At 73.8% G+C, this 19,280-nt stretch carries 13 protein-coding genes and 1 riboswitch; of the genes, 5 read left to right on the top strand and 8 right to left on the bottom strand.

Features of this window, described 5'->3' with window-relative positions:
- The first annotated feature begins 44 nt into the window (after window positions 1–44).
- On the top strand, window positions 45–3,875 hold the full coding sequence (locus tag Q0963_RS02575; RefSeq protein WP_299442025.1) for a DNRLRE domain-containing protein: 3,831 nt from the start codon (window positions 45–47) through the stop codon (window positions 3,873–3,875).
- 13 nt (window positions 3,876–3,888) lie between these two features.
- Entirely contained in the window at window positions 3,889–6,462 is a 2,574-nt protein-coding gene (locus tag Q0963_RS02570) for a DNRLRE domain-containing protein (protein ID WP_299442022.1), read from the top strand.
- On the opposite strand, the gene Q0963_RS02565 is transcribed toward Q0963_RS02570, so the two are convergent.
- Genes Q0963_RS02565 through Q0963_RS02555 form a run of 3 tightly spaced genes read right to left on the bottom strand, consistent with a single transcriptional unit; the run spans window position 6,446 to window position 9,360 of the window.
- Window positions 6,446–7,057, bottom strand: a complete 612-nt coding sequence (locus tag Q0963_RS02565; protein WP_299442019.1) for a glycerol-3-phosphate acyltransferase — start codon at window positions 7,055–7,057, stop codon at window positions 6,446–6,448. The two genes, Q0963_RS02570 and Q0963_RS02565, sit on opposite strands and share 17 nt — an antisense overlap.
- A 4-nt stretch (window positions 7,058–7,061) precedes the next feature.
- Complete coding sequence (locus Q0963_RS02560) at window positions 7,062–7,922, bottom strand: DegV family protein (protein ID WP_299442016.1); 861 nt, start codon at window positions 7,920–7,922, stop codon at window positions 7,062–7,064.
- A 34-nt stretch (window positions 7,923–7,956) separates the two neighbouring features.
- A complete protein-coding gene (locus Q0963_RS02555; RefSeq protein WP_299442013.1) occupies window positions 7,957–9,360 on the bottom strand; it encodes an aminotransferase class V-fold PLP-dependent enzyme in 1,404 nt (467 codons plus the stop codon).
- Window positions 9,361–9,407: 47 nt separating this feature from the next.
- A riboswitch (SAM riboswitch) is annotated at window positions 9,408–9,521 on the bottom strand.
- A 188-nt stretch (window positions 9,522–9,709) separates the two neighbouring features.
- Here Q0963_RS02555 and Q0963_RS02550 point away from each other — a divergent pair.
- From Q0963_RS02550 to Q0963_RS02540, 3 genes are all read left to right on the top strand, one after another.
- Entirely contained in the window at window positions 9,710–10,426 is a 717-nt protein-coding gene (locus tag Q0963_RS02550) for a hypothetical protein (RefSeq protein ID WP_299442010.1), read from the top strand.
- An 86-nt stretch (window positions 10,427–10,512) separates the two neighbouring features.
- Window positions 10,513–12,576 (top strand): sensor histidine kinase, encoded by a 2,064-nt coding sequence (locus Q0963_RS02545; RefSeq protein ID WP_299442007.1) that lies wholly within the window; start codon window positions 10,513–10,515, stop codon window positions 12,574–12,576.
- Window positions 12,573–13,226 carry a response regulator transcription factor gene (locus Q0963_RS02540; protein WP_299442004.1) on the top strand — a complete coding sequence of 218 codons (654 nt, stop codon included), beginning with the start codon at window positions 12,573–12,575 and terminating at the stop codon, window positions 13,224–13,226. The genes Q0963_RS02545 and Q0963_RS02540 overlap by 4 nt, the downstream gene beginning before the upstream one ends.
- 105 nt (window positions 13,227–13,331) lie before the next feature.
- Here Q0963_RS02540 and Q0963_RS02535 read toward each other — a convergent pair whose 3' ends face one another.
- Genes Q0963_RS02535 through Q0963_RS02515 form a run of 5 tightly spaced genes read right to left on the bottom strand, consistent with a single transcriptional unit; the run spans window position 13,332 to window position 19,218 of the window.
- Window positions 13,332–14,984 (bottom strand): amidohydrolase, encoded by a 1,653-nt coding sequence (locus tag Q0963_RS02535; protein ID WP_367180023.1) that lies wholly within the window; start codon window positions 14,982–14,984, stop codon window positions 13,332–13,334.
- A gap of 2 nt (window positions 14,985–14,986) precedes the next feature.
- Window positions 14,987–15,898: an ABC transporter permease gene (locus tag Q0963_RS02530; RefSeq protein ID WP_299442001.1), complete on the bottom strand. Its 912-nt coding sequence runs from the start codon at window positions 15,896–15,898 to the stop codon at window positions 14,987–14,989.
- On the bottom strand, window positions 15,895–16,815 hold the full coding sequence (locus tag Q0963_RS02525) for an ABC transporter permease (RefSeq protein WP_299441998.1): 921 nt from the start codon (window positions 16,813–16,815) through the stop codon (window positions 15,895–15,897). The genes Q0963_RS02530 and Q0963_RS02525 overlap by 4 nt, the downstream gene beginning before the upstream one ends.
- Complete coding sequence (locus Q0963_RS02520; RefSeq protein ID WP_299441995.1) at window positions 16,808–18,025, bottom strand: spermidine/putrescine ABC transporter substrate-binding protein; 1,218 nt, start codon at window positions 18,023–18,025, stop codon at window positions 16,808–16,810. Before Q0963_RS02520 ends, Q0963_RS02525 begins: the two co-directional genes overlap by 8 nt.
- A complete protein-coding gene (locus tag Q0963_RS02515; protein WP_299441992.1) occupies window positions 18,022–19,218 on the bottom strand; it encodes an ABC transporter ATP-binding protein in 1,197 nt (398 codons plus the stop codon). Before Q0963_RS02515 ends, Q0963_RS02520 begins: the two co-directional genes overlap by 4 nt.
- Window positions 19,219–19,280: the final 62 nt, after the last annotated feature.

Raw genomic sequence — 19,280 nt, 5'->3', positions numbered from 1 at the left:
AGCCAGGCCCGGCGTCCTTCGGCGTCCCGAGCGATGGAGTCGTCATGATCGCCCGCAGGTCCGACCGTCGGTCCGTCGCACAGCTGGCCGTGCTGCTGCTCCTGACCAGCCTCATCGCGGCCCTGCCCCTGGCCAGGCCCGCGGCCGCCGCCACCTGCGCCAGCAGCGGGCCGGGCGGGTACAGCGTGTCGGTGTGCATCAACGACCCGGCCGACGGCGCCACCGTGACCGGCGCGACGACCGTCTCGGCGAGCTTCACCGTGAGCGGCGGCACCAGCCCCGGCGCGTCGAAGCTCGAGTTCTTCCTCGGCAGCGACCACCTGCTGACCGACTACGAGGCCCCCTACACCTTCGTCCTGCCCACCGACACCTTCGTCGACGGCCCGGTGACGATCGGGGTCGAGGCGAACATGCGCGACGGCTTCGTCACGTCACGGACCACCGTCTCGGTCACCCTGTCCAACGGCGTGTCCACCCCTCCGCCCCCACCGACCGGGTTCACCCCTGCCACCGGGACGACGCCGCCGGGCGGCCAGCCCTTCGTCCTGGCCGCCACCGGCGACGGCGCGTCGGGCCAGAGCTCCTCGGACGACGTCGTCGACACCGTCGCGTCGCTCGACCCCAACATGTTCATCTACCTCGGCGACGTCTACGAGACGGGCACCTACACCGAGTTCCACAACTGGTACGGCGACGGTGACCGCTTCGGATCGCTCAAGCCCATCACGAACCCCGTCCTCGGCAACCACGAGCAGTCCGGCGGCGAGTGGCCCGGGTACGACCGGTACTGGGCCACCCCACCCCCCTACTACAGCTACGACGCGAACGGCTGGCACGTCATCGTCCTCAACCTCCTCGAGGACGGACCGGGCTCGGCGCAGACGGCATGGCTGGCGGCGGACCTCGCCGCGAACACCGCGCAGTGCACCATCGCCGCCTTCCACTACCCGGTGCTCAACGTGGGCCACCACGACGACACCCCTGCCCTGTTCCCGACGTGGGCGCAGCTCGTCGACGGCGGGGTCGACATCGTCCTCACGGCGCACGACCACAACTACCAGCGGTGGGTCCCCCTCGACCGCGACCTCGCGCCGGACCCCGACGGTGCGACCCAGTTCGTCCTCGGGGCGGGCGGGCACGGGGTCCAGGGCTTCTCGCGGACCGACTCCCGTCTCGCTGCGGGCGCGGACACCGTGCAGACCGCCTACGGCGCCCTCGCGCTCGAGCTCAACGCGGACGGGGCGGCGTACCGCTACGACAACACCGCCGGCGCCGTCCTGGACTCGGGGACGCTGGCGTGCAGCGGGGCACCGGCCGACAGCACCCCGCCGTCGGTCCCCGCCGACGTCGCCGCCACCGCGGTCACCGGCCAGCAGGTGGACGTCGCCTGGACCGCGTCGACCGACAACGTGGGCGTCGTCGAGTATGTCGTCCGGCGCGACGGCAGCACCGTGGGCACGGTGGCCGGGACGGAGCAGTCGTTCTCCGACACCACCGCGCAGCCCCTGACGACGTACTCGTACACGGTGGAGGCGAAGGACGCGGCAGGCAACGCCTCCGGTCAGTCCGACCCGGCCGTCGTCCAGACCCCGGCACCACCCACGGACTTCACCTTCTCGTCCGTCGCCGACTCCTGGGTCGACGCCGACAACCCCGGGACGAACTACGGCTCGTCGACGTCCATGCGCCTCGACGGATCCCCGGATCGGCGCGGATACGTCCGGTTCGACGTCTCCGGGGTCACCGGCACGGTCACCTCCGCCACCCTGCGGGTCCACGCGAACTCGACCCACGCCGCCGGATTCAGAGTCGAGACCGTCACCGACAACGGCTGGTCGGAGTCCAGCATCACCTACGCCAACGCCCCCTCCTTCGGGCCCGTCGTCGGCTCCTCCGGCTCCACCACCACCGGCACCTATGCCGAGGTCGACGTGACCGGCTCCGTCACTGGCGACGGAGCCGTCAGCTTCGCGCTGACCCCCGTCAACAACACGAACCTGCCGCTCGCCACCCGGGAGAGCGCCGACAAGCCCGAGCTCGTCGTCGTCCAGAACACCGGCGGCAACACCCCGCCCACCGCGGACGACCAGTCCGTCACCACCACCGAGGACACCGCCGTCAGCGTCACCCTCACCGGGTCGGACGCCGACGGCGACTGCCCCCTGACCTTCGCCGTCGACACGCCCCCGACCCACGGGTCGCTCGGCACCATCGGTAACGAGCAGTGCAGCAACGGCACCGGCAGCGCCGACGTCACCTACACCCCCACCGCCGGCTACACCGGGCCCGACAGCTTCTCCTTCACCGTCACCGATCCCGGCAGCGAGAGCTCGGCCCCCGCGACGGTCGCGGTCGCCGTCGACCCCGTCCAGACCGACCTCACGATCCCTGCGGAGGCCGACGCCTGGGTCGACGCCAACTCCCCCACGACGAACCGGGGCACGCACCGGACCATGCGGGTGGACTCCTCCCCCGACCGGCGCAGCTACGTCCGGTTCGACGTCTCCGGCGTCGTCGGCACCGTCACCTCCGCCACGCTCCGGGTCCATGCCAACTCCTCCCACTCCGCGGGCTTCGAGGTCCGCGACGTGTCGGACGACGGCTGGAGCGAGACCGGCATCACGTACGGCAACGCCCCCTCCGTCGGGTCGATCCTCGGCACCTCCGGCCCGACGACGAGCGGCACCTACGCCGAGATCGACGTCACCGCCGCCATCAGCGGCAACGGCCCGCACAGCGTCGCCCTCACCCCGGTCAACAGCACCAACCTGACGCTGGCCACCCGCGAGAGCAGCAACGCCCCCGAGCTCGTCGTGGTGCAGGACACGAGCGGCAACAGCCCCCCGACGGCCGCCGACGTGACGATGACGACCGACGAGGACACCACCGGCTCGTGGACCCCGTCGGTCTCCGACCCGGACCCGGACACCCTGACGTGCACCGTGACGGCGCAGCCGGCCAACGGCTCGGCCACCGTCGCCTCCGACTGCTCCTCGGGCCAGTACGTGCCCGACGGCGACCACCACGGCACCGACTCCTTCACCTACCGGGTCTCCGACGGGTCGTTCACCGACACCGGCGAGGTCGCGGTGACCATCGACCCCGTCAACGACCTCCCGACGGCCGCCGACGGGTCCGCCACCACGACCGTGGGGACGCCGGTCACCGTGACCCTCACCGGCACCGACGTCGACGGCGACTGCCCGCTGACGTTCGCCGTCGCCGCGCCCCCGGCGCACGGGTCGACCGGCACCGTCGGCAACGAGCAGTGCAGCAGCGGCACCGGCAGCGCCGACGTCACCTACACCCCGACCGCCGGCTACACCGGGCCCGACAGCTTCACCGTCACCGTCACCGACCCCAGCGGCGGCGTCTCGGCCCCCGCGACGGTCTCGGTCACCGTCGACCCGGCCCAGACCGACTTCACGTTCCCCGCGGCCGCCGACTCGTGGGTCGACGCCAACTCCCCCACGACCAACCGGGGCACCCAGAAGACGATGCGGGTCGACGCCTCCCCCGACCGCCGCGGGTACGTCCGGTTCGACGTCTCCGGCCTCGCCGGCACCGTCACCTCGGCCGTCCTGCGGATCCGCGCCAACTCCACCCACAGCGCGGGCTTCGAGGTCCGCGACGTCGCCGACGACAGCTGGGCCGAGACCGGCATCACCTACAGCAACGCCCCGTCCCCCGGGTCGCTCCTCGGCACCTCCGGGCCCACCACGAACGGCACGTACACCGAGATCGACGTGACCGCCGTGATCACCGGCGACGGCCTCGCCAGCTTCGCCCTCACCCCCACGAACTCCACCAACCTGCCGCTCGCCACCCGCGAGAGCTCGAACCCACCCGAGCTCGTCGTCGTCGTGGCGCCCTGAGGAAGGACCGGACATGTCGCGTTGGCCGACCCCCGCCCGCCCGGCCGTCGCCGCCACCCTGGCCGCGATGCTGCTGGCGTTCGTCGTCCCCGTCCCGGCCTCGGCCGACACCTCCCTCACCTTCGCGCCGACCGACGACGCGACGGTCCGGGAGGACCGGGCGAGCACGAACTACGGCACGAGCCCGGTCCTCGAGGTCGACGGGAACCCTCGGAAGAACGCCGTCGTCCGCTTCGACGTCACCGGCGTCGGCGGCGGCAGCGTCACCAGCGCCACCCTCCGGCTCTACACCGTCGACGCCGCGCGGGTCGGTGGCGACCTCACGGCGATGTCCGACACCGGCTGGGACCAGGACACCGTCACCTGGGCCACCGCCCCACCCGGAGACGGCGCGAACCTCGGCTCCCTCGGTCGGGTCACCGTCGGCACCTGGTACGACGTCGACGTCACCCCCCTCGTCACCGGTGACGGCCCGGTCAGCCTCCGGATCAGCTCCACGAGCTCCAACGGCGCCGACTACGCCTCCGCCGAGCACCCCTCGGGCAACGCACCCGAGCTCGTCGTCGTCGTCGGGACTCCCCCGGTGCCGGACGACGACCCGCCGACGGTGCCGCAGAACCTCGAAGCGACCGACGTGCAGCCGTCCCAGGTGTCCCTCGCGTGGGACGCCGCGACCGACAACATCGGGGTCACCGGCTACGACGTCCTGCGCGACGGCGCCGTCGTCGACACCGTGACGGGGACGAGCTACGACGACACGGCCGTCGCGCCCAGCACCGGGTACACCTACCGGGTCCGGGCCCGGGATGCCGCCGGGAACACCTCGGCCCCCGGCGACCCCGTCGACGTCACCACGCCGGACGCCCCGCCCGCCGGGACCTTCGTCGTCTCCCGGCAGGGCTCGACGTACGAGGCGATGTCCGCGTCGACGACGTTCACCGGGTCGCTGAAGTCCGTCGTCGAGAGCGCGCTGGCCGAGCTGAACGGCACCGACGGCACGGTGCGGTTCCTCGCCGGCGACTTCGACCTCGGCAGCGACCACTTCGAGATCAGCGACATCACCGACGTCGTCATCGAAGGCGCCGGCATGGGCGTCACCACCATCCGCAACGCCACCAACGAGGCGGCCGACACCGAGCCCTTCGACGCCACGCGCAGCGACCGCCTGACGATCCGGGACCTGACCGTCTCGGCGGGTGGCTCGGACCGGACGACGAGCGACGCGCTGGACTTCGACGGCGGTGACGACATCGTCATCGAGCGGGTCGAGGTCACCGACTCCCGCGGCCGGGGGATCGTCTTCGACGGCAAGGACGCCGTGTCCTCGACCGGCGGCACGGCGGAGCGGAACGTCATCCGGGACTGCGTCGTCACCAACGTGCCGCGGGACGGCATCCAGCTGCTCGCCGCGAGCAACAACAGGATCGAGAACTGCCAGATCAGCGATGTCGGAGCCGAGGGGATCCGGCTCCACAAGGCGTCGTCGTCGGCGTCCCAGCCGAACAAGCCGTCGAACGACAACACCGTCGTCGGCAACACGATCACCGGGGCCACCGACAACGGCATCGCCGTCACGAACGGCAACCGCAACACCATCCGGGGCAACACCGTGACCGGCACCGGGAGGGACGGCATCAGGGTCTTCGCGTCGGTCTCGGGACTGGGCTGCGACGACAACGTCGTCGACGGCAACACGGCCAACGGCAACCGCTACGGGCTGATCATCGCCGACGCCGAGTGCCGGCGGACGGTGGTGGCGGACAACGACTTCGGCGGCAACAGCGACGGACCTATCCTCGACAACGGCACCGGCACCATCTACACCTCGTCCGACGGGACGCCACCGAGCGCTCCGGCGAACCTCACGGTGACCGAGACCGAGGCGACGCGGGTGTCGCTGGCCTGGGACGCCTCGACCGACGACGTCGCGGTGACCGGCTACGACATCCTCCGGGACGGCAGCCTGCTCGCCACGGTCGGTGCCGTGCTGACCTACGACGACACGACGGTCGCGCCGGAGACGTCGTACGAGTACGCGGTGCGGGCCCGGGACGGCGCAGGCAACACCTCCGACCCCAGCACCACGGTGCCGGTCACCACCCCGCCGGGGCCCCCGGTCGTCGTCGTCGCGCCGAGCGACGACGCGACGGTCAAGGAGAGCCGGCCCACCAGCACCTACGGAGCCAGCCAGGTCCTCGAGGTGGACGCCAGCTCCCGCAAGGACATCCTGCTCCGCTTCGACGTCACCGGCGTCGGCGGCGCGAGCGTGACCAGCGCGACCCTGCGCCTCTACGCCGTCGACGCCTCCTCCGTCGGCGGCACCCTCACCGGCGTCACGGACACCACCTGGAACCAGAACACCGTCACCTGGTCCACCGCCCCCGCCGCCGACGGCGCGACGCTCGGCTCCGTCGGCCCGGTCTCGGCCGGCAGCTGGTACGAGGTCGACGTCAGCCCCCTCGTCACCGGCGACGGCCCCGTCGCCCTCCGCATCACCTCCACCAGCTCCAACGGCGCCGACTACGCCTCGACCGAGCACAGCAACGGCAACGCCCCCGAGCTCGTCGTCGTCACCTCCGGCCCCTGAGCCGGGCCCCCCACTCGGCGACGTTGCGCCGGTGCCTCGAGAGCACGAGCAGCGCGAGGACGACGAGCCACGCCCCGACGAGCGGGTCCACGAGCGGCAGCACACCGACCGCCCCGAGGACCCCGATGACGACGAGCGCGAGGGTCGCGACGACCGACGCCTCCCCGATGGCGGGGACGAACGGCAGGACGACCCCGAAGACGACGAGGGCGGCGAGCGCGACGACCGGGTCGACGGCGAGGATCGCGCCGGCCGCGCACGCGACGCCCTTGCCGCCGCGCCCGCGCAGGAACGGGCTGAAGACGTGGCCGAGCACGACGGCGAGCCCGGTGACCAGGGCCGCGAGGCGCCCCACCGCCATGAGCACGAGCAGCGTCGGGACGTAGGCCTTCGCGACGTCGAGGGCGAGGACGACCGCGCCCCACCGCCGCCCGAGCACCCGGCCCGCGTTCGCGGCGCCGGGGTTGCCCGACCCGGAGGTGCGCAGGTCGCGCCCGAACGCCCGGGCGAGCAGGGTGGCGGGGTTGACGGCGCCGACGAGGAACCCGAGCACCGCGAGACCGGCGATCTCGACGGCGAGCAGCACGAGGTTCACGGGCTCAGCCGGCCGGTCTGGGCACGACCGCGACGGCGAGGGTCCCGGGCCCCACGTGCGCCCCGACGACCGCCCCGAGCTCGACGACGGTGACCTCGGCGTCGGGCAGCCGTGCCCGGAGCCGCTCGGCCAGCTTGCCCGCCCGCTCGGCGGAGTCGAGGTGGTGGACGGCGACGTCGACGGTGGCCCCGGTGTCCTGCGCCGCCTCGGCCGCGTCGGCCGCCATCTCCTCGATCCGCGCGATCGCCCGGGTCGAGGTGCGGACCCGCTCCAGCGGCACGATGTGGCCGTCGCGCAGGCCGAGGATCGGCTTGATCGACAGCGCCGACCCCAGCAGCGCGCCGGCCCGCCCGATGCGTCCGCCGCGGCGGAGGTACTCGAGGGTGTCGACGTAGAAGACGACGGTGGCGCCCTCGCACGTGGTCCGCACGAGCCGGGCGACCTCCTCGGGCCCGGCGCCGGAGGCGGCGGCGCGGGCCCCGGTGAGCACGGCGTGACCCATGACCATCCCGAGCGCCCGCGAGTCGACGACGGTGACGGGGACCGGTGCCTGCTCGGCCGCCAGCTCGGCGCCGCCGAGGGTGCTCGACAGGTCGGCGGAGATGTGGACCGAGACGACCGCGTCCGCCCCGGCAGCGGCCGCCGCCTCGTACGCCTCGAGGAACGCCGCGGGGGCCGGGCGCGAGGTCGAGACCGGCGTGAACGAGCGCAGCGCCGCGGCGACGGCGGCGACGTCGATGTCGACGCCCTCGCGGTGCTCGCGGCCGCCGACGACGACGTGCAGCGGGACGACCCGTACGTCGAGGCCCTCGAGGAGCGCCGGCGGCAGGTAGGCCGTGGAGTCGGTGACGATCGCGGTGGTCACGCTCAGCAGGCTAGTGGGCGGGGGCGGTCCGGGCTCACCACAGGGACGTGACGGCCAGGTCGCGCGGGTCGTCCAGGGGTTGCCAGCCGTGCTCCGGGTCGTGCCGGTACGCGACGCCCGGACCCGAGGCGGCGAGGGACCGGACGGCCGCGAGAAGCCGGTCCACGTGCTCGGCGGTCGTCGCCAGGCCGGCGCTGACCCGCACCGCCGTCGTCGCGGTGGGCTGCCCGGGCGCACCGGCCCGGGCGAGGAGCGCGTCGACGGCGAGGTGCGCGCAGAACTTGCCGGCGCGGACGCCGATGCCGTGCTCGGCGCTCAGTGCCGCGGCGACGAGGTGGCTGTCGAGCCCGTCGACGGTGAACGTGGCGACCGGTCCCCGGTCCGCGTCCGGGCCGAGCAGGGAGTAGGTGCGCACTCCCGGCACGGCGCGCAGCCCGTCGAGGAGGCGGGCGGTGAGGGCGGCCTCGTGCTCGGCGACGACCTCGCGGTGCTCGCGCAGCGTCGCGCACGCGGCGGCGAGCGCCACCGCGCCGAGGACGTTGGGGCTGCCGCCCTCGTGCCGGGCGGCGCCGGTGGCCCAGCGGGTGCCGTCCTCGGTGACGGCTGCGCTGGCTCCGCCGCCGGGCAGGTACGGCGCGGCGGCGTCGAGCCAGTCGCGGCGGCCCACGAGGGCTCCGGAACCGTACGGGGCGTGCACCTTGTGCCCCGAGAAGGCGACCCAGTCGGCGCCGAGCCTCTCGAGGTCGATCGCCCGGTGCGCCACGAGCTGGGCGGCGTCGACGAGGACGCGCGCGCCGTGCCGGCGGGCCGCACCGACGAGCCGCTCCAGCGGCCAGAACTCACCGGTGACGTTGGAGGCGCCGGCGACGACGAGCAGCGGCTGGGGGCCGCCGGTGCGCGCCGGGTCGAGGGCGGCGAGCGCCGCGGTGATCGAGGCCAGGGCGTCGTCGGCGTCGTGGGGCACCGGCAGCCGGTGCAGGTCGGCGGACGGCCAGGGCAGCAGCGCCGCGTGGTGCTCGGAGCCGAGGACGACGACCGGGGTCCCGGCGGGCAGCGCCCGGGCGAGCAGGGTGAGCGCGTCGGTCGTCGCGCGGGTGAAGACGACGACGTCGTCGGCCCGGGCCCCGACGAAGCGGGCGACCTCGGCGCGGGCGTCCTCGTAGTGGGCGCTCGTGACGCGCGAGAGCCAGCCGGTCCCGCGGTGCACCGAGGAGTAGGTGCGGGTCGCGGCGTCGACGGCCCGGACGACCCGCTCGAGTGCGGGGGTCGAGGCCCCGTGGTCGAGCTGGGCGTAGTCGACGAGACCGCCGGTGACGAGCGGGACGGGGTCGGGCCGGACGACCGCGGGCAGGGCGCCGGCGCCGGGGGTGGGGGTCGGGACGGCGCGGAGCCGTCGGGGACGCAGGACGGTCGGGGCGTCGAGGGGAAGGACGGACATGGTGGTCTCCGTGGAGGGCCGGAAGGACCCTCGGACCGACGCCCGGGATCCCGCGCTTGCCGACGCCAGTGCGGCGCCGACCAGGTCGTCACCCGGAGCACCCCACCGCGGAGGAGGGTTGCCGACCAGCGAGCCGGGGCTTGTCACTGGCACTCGTGACCTACGCCGACAAGTGTGCCGCCGCCGCCGAGTCCCCCGCACCCCCGGTCCACGACCCGAGACACCCGTCCCGGCGGCGGTCGCCGGGCCGGGACATCTCCTGCCCCGGTGTCCCTCGACGGCGGGACACCCGGCCCGAGAACGTGTCCGGCGTCAGCACGACACCACTCACTCACGAAGGGGACACACCATGAGCGTCACCACCCGCAACCTCGTCCGGTCCGACGTCACGGAGGCGGCGGACCCCGAGCCCACCACGGGTCCACCGGCCCCCCGCGGCTGGGCCGTCGCCGGCGTGGCCGCCGGGGTCGCCGGGGCCGCGTCCATCGTCCTGTCCGGGCTGGTCGACGCGGTCTACCGTGACGACCTGCGCGGAGACGCCCAGGGCATCACGGACGCGCTCGGCGAGCAGACCGGCATCCTGCTGGGCTTCCACACCGCGACGATGGTCGCCGCCGTCGCGCTGCTCGTCTTCGGCGTCGGCCTGTCGCGTCGGCTCGCCGCCCGGGGCAGCGGCTCCCTCGCGCCGGGGCTCGCCGCCGCCGGGCTCACCGGCACCGCGGTCGTCCTCGTCCTCGGCTCCGGGCTCGACACCGAGCTCGTCTTCGGGCTGCTCGAGCCCGGGCTCGTCGAGCCGTCGGTCGGCGTCCTGTTCAACCACTGGATCGGCACGGTCCCGTGGTGCTGGGCCCTCGCCGGCCTCGCGGGGACCGCGCTGTGGACGGCCGCACGCAGCGGCGACGTGCCCCGCTGGCTCGGCCGGTTCGGGCTCGTCGCCGGCGGTCTCGTCCTGCTGCTCGGCGTCTCGCCGCTGCAGTACATGGCCGGGTTCGTCGGGCCGGTCCTCGTCCTCGTGACCTCGCTCGGGTTCCTCGTCGGCGACCGGGCCTACCGGTCCGCCCGGTGACCTCGGGCGACGTCCGCCCCGCCGGTCCGCACCGAATCGGTGCGGACCGGCATCCGCGGCGTCCTCGCGAGCCCCACAATGTGCCGGTGGACACGAGCACGGTGCCGGCGTCGCGGAGGTCGGCCGCAGCCGTCGGCGCGCTCACGGTGGCCGTGGCGTCGCTGCTCGGGGTCGCCGTCTCGGTCGCGCTCGACGCCCGGGCCCCGGCGGACTCGGTCGGGGTTGCCCTCTCGGGCGGCCTCGGCTGGCCGTACGCCCTCCAGGGGGCCGTCCTCGCCGCGCTCGCCGCTGCGGTCCTCCTGCGGCAGCCGCGGCAGGCGCTCGGGTGGTCACTCGCCGGCTTCGGCGCCTTCTGGGTGCTCGACGGGCTCGCCGCGTCCTGGGTGCGGGCCGGGCTCACCGAGACCAGCGCATGGGCCGGGATGACCGCGGCGCTGTGGTTCCTCAACCGCTTCGGCGCGTTCCTGCCCGTCGTCGCCGCGCTGCTGCTCCTCCTCTTCCCGACCGGCCGTTTCCTCCCCGGCCGGATGGGCGTCGCGGGCCGGGCCGCCCTGGCCGTGATGACGCTCGCCGCGTGCGTCGTGCTCGTCACCCCGGCGGGGAACCGCACCGGCGCGGTCGTCGTCCCCCCGGAGGTCGACCTCGACCCGACGAGCCTGATGTTCGTCCCCGCCGGCGCGGTCCCGATGGCCGTTGCCGTCGGAACAGCGACCTTCGTCGTCCCGATGCTCACCGTCGTCACCCGTTACCGGCGGTCCGCGGGGGTCGACCGGGACCGGATGCGCTGGCTGCTGTGGGCCGTCATCGTCATGGCGGTCGCGATGGTCCTCGGCGTCCTCGTCTCGGAGCCGTGGTTCGACGTCGTGTCCGCGTTCTTCGTCATGACGTTGCCGGCCGCCGCGATGACGGTGGCGGTGCTCGCCCCGGGGCTCGCCCCGATCGACGAGCTGCTCCCGCGCACCGCCGTGATGGCCGCGCTCGCACTCGTCCTGCTGGGCGCCGACCTCGCGGCGGTCGCCCTGCTCGGGACGGCACTGCACGGGCTGGACCAGACCCAGGTCGTCGCGGTCGTCCTGCTCGTCTCCGTGCTGCTCTACGGGCCCGTGCGCCGGCGCATCCGGACGTGGGGGCGGCGCCTGGCCCTCGGCGGCCGGGACGACCCGTACGCCGCCGTCGCCTCGCTCGCGGCGGCGCTCGAGACGACCGACGACGGCCCCGCCCAGCTCCGCGCGGTCTGCACGGCCGTCGCCGACGCCTTCGGGGTCGCCTTCGTCGGGATCGAGGTCGAGCGGGCCCGGGGCGAGCGGCTCGTCGCCGCGCACGGCACCCGCCCCGCACACGTCCGGACCCTGCCGATCACATACCGCGACAGCGAGGTCGGGCGCCTCGTGCTGCCGGCACGCGGGCTGCGGAGCCGGCTCACCGCGCGTGACGAGCGCCTCCTCGCCGACCTCGTCCGCCAGGCGGCGACGGCCGCCAGGTCGTGGCACCTCGCCGCGGAGCTGCAGGACCACCGGGAGCGTCTCGTCACCGCCCGCGAGGAGGAGCGGCGGCGGATCCGGCGTGACCTGCACGACGGGCTCGGGCCGGCGCTCAGCGGGCTCGTCTTCCAGCTCGAGTCCGCCCGCCTGCTGCTGGACCGCGACCCCGGGACCGCGCGCGAGCGGGTCGAGGCCACGACGGCCGAGCTGCGCGAGGTGGTCGCCGACGTCCGCCGGCTCGTCCACGACCTGCGACCCCCGGCACTGGACGACCGCGGCCTCGACGGAGCGGTCCGACAGCTCGCCGAGCGGGTGCCCGGTGTCGAGGTCGAGGTCGTGTCCCGGGTCCCCGAGGGCTTGTCGGCCGCCGCCGAGGTCGCGGCGTACCGCATCGTCGCCGAGGCGCTCACCAACGTGGCGCGTCACGCCCGGGCCACTCGGTGCACCGTGTCCCTGTGCGCGCAGGACGGCCGGCTCGTCGTCGAGGTCTCCGACGACGGCGCCGGCATCGGGCCCGACGTCGAGGTCGGTGTCGGGCTGGCGTCGCTGCGCGAGCGTGCTGCCGAGCTGGGCGGCCGCTGCGAGGTGCGCTGCCCGCCCGCCGGTGGCACGCTCGTGCGCGCCGAGCTGCCCCTCACCCCGCTCCCGTCCCCGGAGGTCCGACCGTGACCGCCCCGCTGCGCGTCGTCGTCGTCGACGACCACCGGATCGTGCGCGACGGTCTCGCGGCGCTGCTCGGGGCGCTCGACGGCATCGAGGTCGTCGGTCTCGCCGCCGACGGTCGCGAGGCGGTCCACCTCGTCACCGACACCGCCCCGGACGTCGTCCTCATGGACATCCAGATGCCCGGCCTCGACGGCATCGAGGCCACCCGCTTCGTCACCGGCCGGTCCCCCGCGCCGCGGGTCGTCATGCTGACGATGAACGAGGACGAGGACACCGTCGTCGCGGCGATGCGGGCCGGGGCTGCGGGCTACCTGCTCAAGGGGTCCGGCGCCGCCGAGGTCGAGCACGCCGTGCGCACCGCGGCGGCCGGCGGGCTCGTCTTCGGCGCCGCGCTGGCCGGGCGGGTCGCCGCGCTGCTCGCCGACGCCGCACCGCGTCCGGCCGAGCCGGTGTTCCCGCAGCTCAGCGAGCGCGAGCGGACCGTGCTGGACCGGATGGCGGCCGGCCTGGCGAACGACGCCATCGCCGCCGAGCTCTACGTCTCGGGGAAGACGGTGCGCAACGCGGTGTCGAGCATCTACGCCAAGCTCGGGGTGCCCGACCGCGCCGCCGCGATCATCGCTGCCCGCGAGGCCGGCCTGGGCCGCCCCTGACCCACCCTGAACTTTCCCGACTTTTCATGCTGGCGTCCGCGTGACTCGGCGCGACATCGGGGTGTCGGCCGGACGGGGGCCTGAAAAGTCGAGGAAAGCGGGGGGTCAGGCGTCGTCTGCGGCGTACACGCGCCGGCCGTCGACGAAGGTCTGCAGGACGCGGGTGGTGCCGATCTCCTCGGGCGGGCCGGCGAACGGGTCCCGGTCGAGGACGGCGAGGTCGGCGAGCGCCCCGACCCGGACCTGGCCGGTGTCGTCGAGCCGGTTCACGTGCGCGGAGCCGGCGGTGTAGGCGGTGAGGGCGGTCGCGAGGTCGATCCGCTGCTCGGGCAGGAACACCGGGTGCTCCGGCTCGCCCTCGCGGTACGCCTCGGGGATTTGCCGGGTGACCGCGACGTGGATGGCGGCGAGCGGGTCTGCGGTCGAGACGGCCCAGTCGCTGCCCATTGCGAGCGCCGCACCGGAACGCTGGAGGTCCCCGAACGGGTACTGCCACGAGCTGCGTGGCTCCCCGAGGAACGGCATCGTCAGCTCGACCATCTGCGCCTCCAGCGCCGCCCAGAACGCCTGCATGTTCGCGACGACGCCGAGCTCGCGGAACCGGTGCAGGTCCTCGGGGTGGATGACCTGGATGTGGGCGATGTGGTGCCGGGCGTCGCGTCGCCCGTTGGCGCGCAGGGCCCCCTCGACCGCGTCGAGGCACTCGCGGACGGCGCGGTCGCCGATGGCGTGGAAGTGCAGCTGGAAGCCGGCGGCGTCGAGCTGCTCGGCCGCCGGCATCAGGGTCTCGACGGGGACGAAGGAGATGCCGGAGTTGTCGGTGTACCGGCCGTGCCCGTCGCAGTAGGGGTCGAGCATCGCGGCCGTGAAGTTCTCGGGCACCCCGTCCTGCATGATCTTCACGCTCGTCGCACGGAACCGTGCCGTCGATAGCCGCTCGCGCCGGTCGATGATCTCGGGGACCTGCCCGAGGCCGGCGTTACGGTCCCACCACAGCGCACCGACCACCCGCGCGGTGAGACGCCCGGACTCGTCGGCCAACCGGTACGCGGTCGCCGGGTTCCCGCCGTCGCCGTAGTCCCCGATGATCGCGTCCTGCCACGCGGTGATCCCGAGGGAGTGGAGGTGGGCCTGCGCCCGGAGCAGCCCCTCGAGCCGCTCCTCGTCCGTCGTCTCGGGCGCGATCAGGCCGACCAGCGCCATCGCGCCTTCGTGGAGGGTGCCGCTGGGAGTGCCGTCGGCGTCCCGCTCGATCCGGCCGTCGCGGGGGTCGGGGGTGTCGCGGTCGATGCCGGCCCGGCGCAGCGCGGCACTGCTGACCCACGCGCCGTGGCCGTCCCGGTTGGGGAGGAAGGCCGGGCGGTCGCCGACGACGGCGTCGAGGGCGGCGGCCGTCGGGGTCCCGCCGGGGAACGCGGACATCGACCATCCGGACCCGAGGACCCACTCCTGGTCCGCGGTCGCCGCGGCGTAGTCGGCGACGCGCCGCACGTACTGCTCGGCGGTGGACAGGTCGGTGAGGTCGCAGCGCAGCATGTCGACGCCGGCCCAGACCGGGTGCACGTGGGCGTCCTGGAAGCCCGGCACGAGCATCCGCCCGCGCAGGTCGACCCGCTCGGTGCGGGGGCCGGCGAGCTCGAGCACCTCGTCGTGGCCGACGGCGACGACCCGGCCGTCGTCCACGGCGACCGCGATGGGGCGTGAGCGCACGGCCCGTGCGGTGAAGACCGGACCTCCGGAGAACACGATGTCGACCACGGTCAGCCGCCTCCCATGGTGCGGGCGATGTCGGTCGCGGAGTCTCCGGACCGTCTGAGGACGAGCGCCACGAGCCCGAGGGCCGCGAGCGTGAGGACGAGCATCACCGTCGACGTGGCGGCGATCTCGGGGCGCAGGCCGGAGCGGAGCGCGGAGAGCACGTACACCGGCCACGGGGTGGACCCCGAGACCTGGACGAACGCCGAGACGATCGTGTTGTCGAGGCTGAGGGTGAAGGACAGGAGGTACCCGGCGAGCACCGCGGGCATCGCGAGCGGGACGGTGATGCGGCGGAACGTCCGCAGCGGCGTCGCGTAGAGGTCGCCGGAGGCCTCCTCGAGCGACTCGTCGAGGCCGACGAGCCGGGCCCGCACGATGTAGCTGACGACGGCGGTCGAGAAGAGCGAGTGCCCGACGACGAGCCGGACGATGCCGTTGTTGAAGGCCGTGAGCCCGGCGTCGGAACCGAGGAAGACCACCCACGGCAGCAGCGACACGGCGTCGACGATCTCGGGGGTCACCGAGACCAGGAGCAGCAGGCCGATGAACCAGTACGTCCACCGGCCCGGGCGACGGGCGAGCGCGACGCCGGCCATCGTCCCGAGGAAGGTCGCGAGCAGCGAGGACAGCACCGCGACCTGGAGCGAGACCGTGACGGCGCTGCGGATGGCCGGCCGCTCGAGCATGGCGCGGTACGGCGCGAGACCGAACTCGTCCCAGGCGATGAGCAGCCGGCCGTCGTTGAAGGAGTAGACGACCACGACGACGATGGGCGCGAAGAGGAAGACGAGGACGACGAGCCCCCACACCCGCAGCAGCCGGTCGCCCCAGGACCGCAGGGGCCTCGTCGGCGGGGGCGGGCCGAGGTCGGTGGCCGGGGCCGCGGCCTGCCGGCTCGGGGTGGTCGTGCTCATGCGACCTCCTCGAGGACGAGGCGGTGCCGGGCCCGGATCGGCACCGAGACCACCCAGGCGAGCGCCGCGATGACGGCGACGGTGGCGGCGATGACGAGGATGAGGACGACGGCCATCGCGGAGCCGAGCGCCCAGTTCTGCGCGGTCTGGAACTGGCTCGCGACGAGCTGCCCCACCATGTTGCCGCGCGCCCCGCCGAGGACGGTGGCCGTGACGTAGTCGCCCATGAGCGGGATGAAGACCAGGACCGTCCCGGCGATGACGCCGGGCCGGGCCAGCGGCAGGGTGACCCGGGTGAAGGTGCGCCAGCGACCGGCCCCGAGGTCCTTGCTCGCCTCGCGCAGCGGCCCGCCGACCCGGTCGAACGCGACGAACAGCGGCAGGATCATCAGCGGCAGGTAGTTGTAGACGACGCCGATGAGCACCGCGGTGCGGGTGTAGAGGATCTCGAGCGGCCCGCCCGTCAGGTGCAGCGCCTGGAGCAGCTCGGAGAACCAGCCCTGCGGCGCGAGGATGACCTGCCACCCGATGGTGCGGACGAGGAAGTTCGTCCAGTACGGGACCATGACGAGCGCGACGAGCAGCCCGCGCCGGTTCGGCGGTGCCTTGACGGCCATCCAGTACGCGGTCGGCATGCCGATGAGCAGGCACAGCCCGGTGCCGGCGAGCCCGACCCACAGGGTGTTCTGGAAGGTCGTGAAGAACGTCGGCGACAGTGCCTCCCGGTACCGGTCGAGGGAGAGGACGTCGTTGGCGTGCGTCCCGAAGAGCCCTGGCTTGTACCCGAAGCTGAACCAGACGATGGTCGCGATCGGGACGACGAAGAAGGAGACGAGCCAGGCCCACGCCGGCAGGGCGAGGGCGAAGCGGGGCACGCGCAGCCGGACGGCCGGCGCGTGCGGTGACGCCTCAGGCACCCGCGGCCGCCTTCGCCTTGTTCCAGATGTCGACGACGCGCTGCTGGTTCTCGTTGACCTCGCCGGTCTTCATCGTTGCGATCTGCTCCGGGGTGAAGAAGACGAGGTCGAGCATCTCGAGACCCTCCTCCTTCGCCGCGGCCTCGATGCCCTTGGCGCCGGTGTGGTAGCCGATGTAGTCGACGTTGGTCAGCTGGTTCTCGGGGGTGAGCACGTAGTCGATGAAGGCGTGCGCGGCCTCGGGGTGCGGCGCCCCGGCGGCGATGGCCCAGTTGTCCATCCACAGCTCGGTGGCGGGGGCCCCGAGGACCCACTTCCACTTCTCCGGGTCGTCGCTCTCCTGGATGCCGATCCGGGCGTCGCCGTTCCACGCCTGCATGAGCCAGTGCGTCCCTTGCGGGATCGCCTGGCCACCGGGGTAGGAGTCGAAGGCGGCGATGTGCGGGGCCAGGGTGTTGACGATGAAGTCGTCAGCGGCGTCGAGGTCGGCCGGGTCGGTGGTGTTCCAGTCGATCCCGTTGGCCCAGAAGAAGATCGCGGTGACTTCGGCGGGGTCGTCGAGGACCGACACCTTGCCGCTGGCCTCCTTCGTGGCGGCGTCGATGAAGTCGTTCCAGGTGCGCAGGTCCCGGGTGATCTTCGTCGTGTCGTAGACGAAGCCGGTGGTCCCCCACGCCTTGCAGATGGAGTAGTTGTTCTCGGGGTCCCAGACCTGGCCGAGGAACGCCGGGTCCATGTGCTCGAGGTTGGGGATGAGGTCCTTGTTGATCGGGGCGAGCAGCCCGTTCTGGACCATCTGCGGGATGAAGGCCCCGGTCGGGACGACGATGTCGTAGCCGCCGGTGCCCTTCGACGCGACGAGCTTGGAGATGAGCTCCTCGTTGGAGGCGAACGAGTCGGTGGTGATCGTCGGGCCCTTCTCTTTCGTGAAGGCCTCGAGGATCTCCGGCGCGTCGTAGTCGCCCCAGGAGTACATCGAGATCGAGCCCTCGAGCGGGCCACCCGTGGCCACCTGCGAGGGCGGGGCGCCGGTGGGAACCGCCGTCGCGTTGCCGCCGCCGCCTCCTCCCCCGTCGCCGCAGGCGGACAGCAGGCCCGCCCCTCCGGCGGCGGCGAGGCCGAGCAGGTTGCGGCGGGTGACCTCGCGGCGGATGCGCGGGACGGCGGAGGTGTGCGCGAGGATGCGCAGCGGCTTCTCGGGGGTGCTCATCGTGGATGTTCCTCTCCCTGGTGCGGTCGGCTCGGCTGCTCGTCGGGGACCGCCGTGGGGGGTGCGGCGGAGCGCTCGGGGTCGTGCGGGAAGGCGTGCACCTGCTCGGCGGACCACCGGCACCAGGCCGTGTCACCGACCCGCAGCGCCGGGGCCAGCGGCGTCGGGCGCCGGACCAGGAGCGCGGCGTCCGAGCCGGTCTCGACGAGGAACTGGCGGGTCTCGCCCTGGTGGGCGACGCCGATGACGGTGCCGCGCACCACGTTCTCGCTCGTCCCCACGGGCTCCTCGGCGGAGAGGTCGATGAACTCCGGCCGGACCGCGACGCGGACCCGCTCCCCCACCCCGACCCCGGTGCCGCGGGTGGTGCGGAGCCGGCCGAGCGGGGTGTCGACGGCACCGCCGCCGGCGTCGACGCCGTCGACGAAGTTCTGCTGGCCGACGAAGCCGGCGACGTAGGCCGAGGCCGGCGAGGAGTAGATGGTGTCGGCGTCGGCGAGCTGCTCGATGCGGCCCTCGCGCATGATCGCGATCCGGTCGCTCATCGAGAGCGCCTCGCCCTGGTCGTGGGTGACGAAGACGAAGCTGATGCCGAGCCGCGACTGGAGCAGCTTGAGCTCGACCTGCATCTCCTCGCGCAGCTGCCGGTCGAGGGCGCCGAGGGGCTCGTCGAGCAGGAGGACCGACGGCCGGTTCACCAGCGCCCGCGCGAGCGCCACCCGCTGCTGCTGGCCGCCGGAGAGCTGGGTCGAGGCGCGGTTGGCGAAGGACCGCATCCGGACCATCTCGAGCGCCTCGGCGACCCGCTCGCGGAGCTCGGCCTTCGGCGTGCGGGCCTGCTCGAGGCCGTAGGCGACGTTCTCGGCGACCGACATGTGCGGGAAGAGCGCGTAGGCCTGGAAGACCGTGTTGACGTGCCGCCGGTGCGGCGGCACCCCGAGCACGCTGACGCCGTCGACGAGGATGTCGCCGGTGTCGGGGTGCTCGAACCCGGCGATCATCCGCAGCGTCGTCGTCTTGCCGCAGCCGGACGGGCCGAGGAGGGAGAGGAACTCGCCGCGGTGCACCGTGAGGCTGAGGTCGTCGACGGCCGCGAGCCCCCCGTAGAGCTTGCTGACCCGGCTCAGGACGACCGCCTCGTCCTGCTCGCGCTCCGGGCTCGGGGCGCGGGTCGTGTCGGGTGCGGTCGTCACGCGGAGGCCTCCTACTACGGTTTCCGGTGATTCAACCCCACTTGACCGCTCAGCACAACACA

This window comes from uncultured Phycicoccus sp. (genome assembly GCF_947495705.1).
Classification (GTDB): domain Bacteria; phylum Actinomycetota; class Actinomycetes; order Actinomycetales; family Dermatophilaceae; genus Phycicoccus.
The sequence above is the reverse complement of the archived record's forward strand: the minus strand, read 5'-3'. Positions and strand labels throughout refer to the sequence as shown.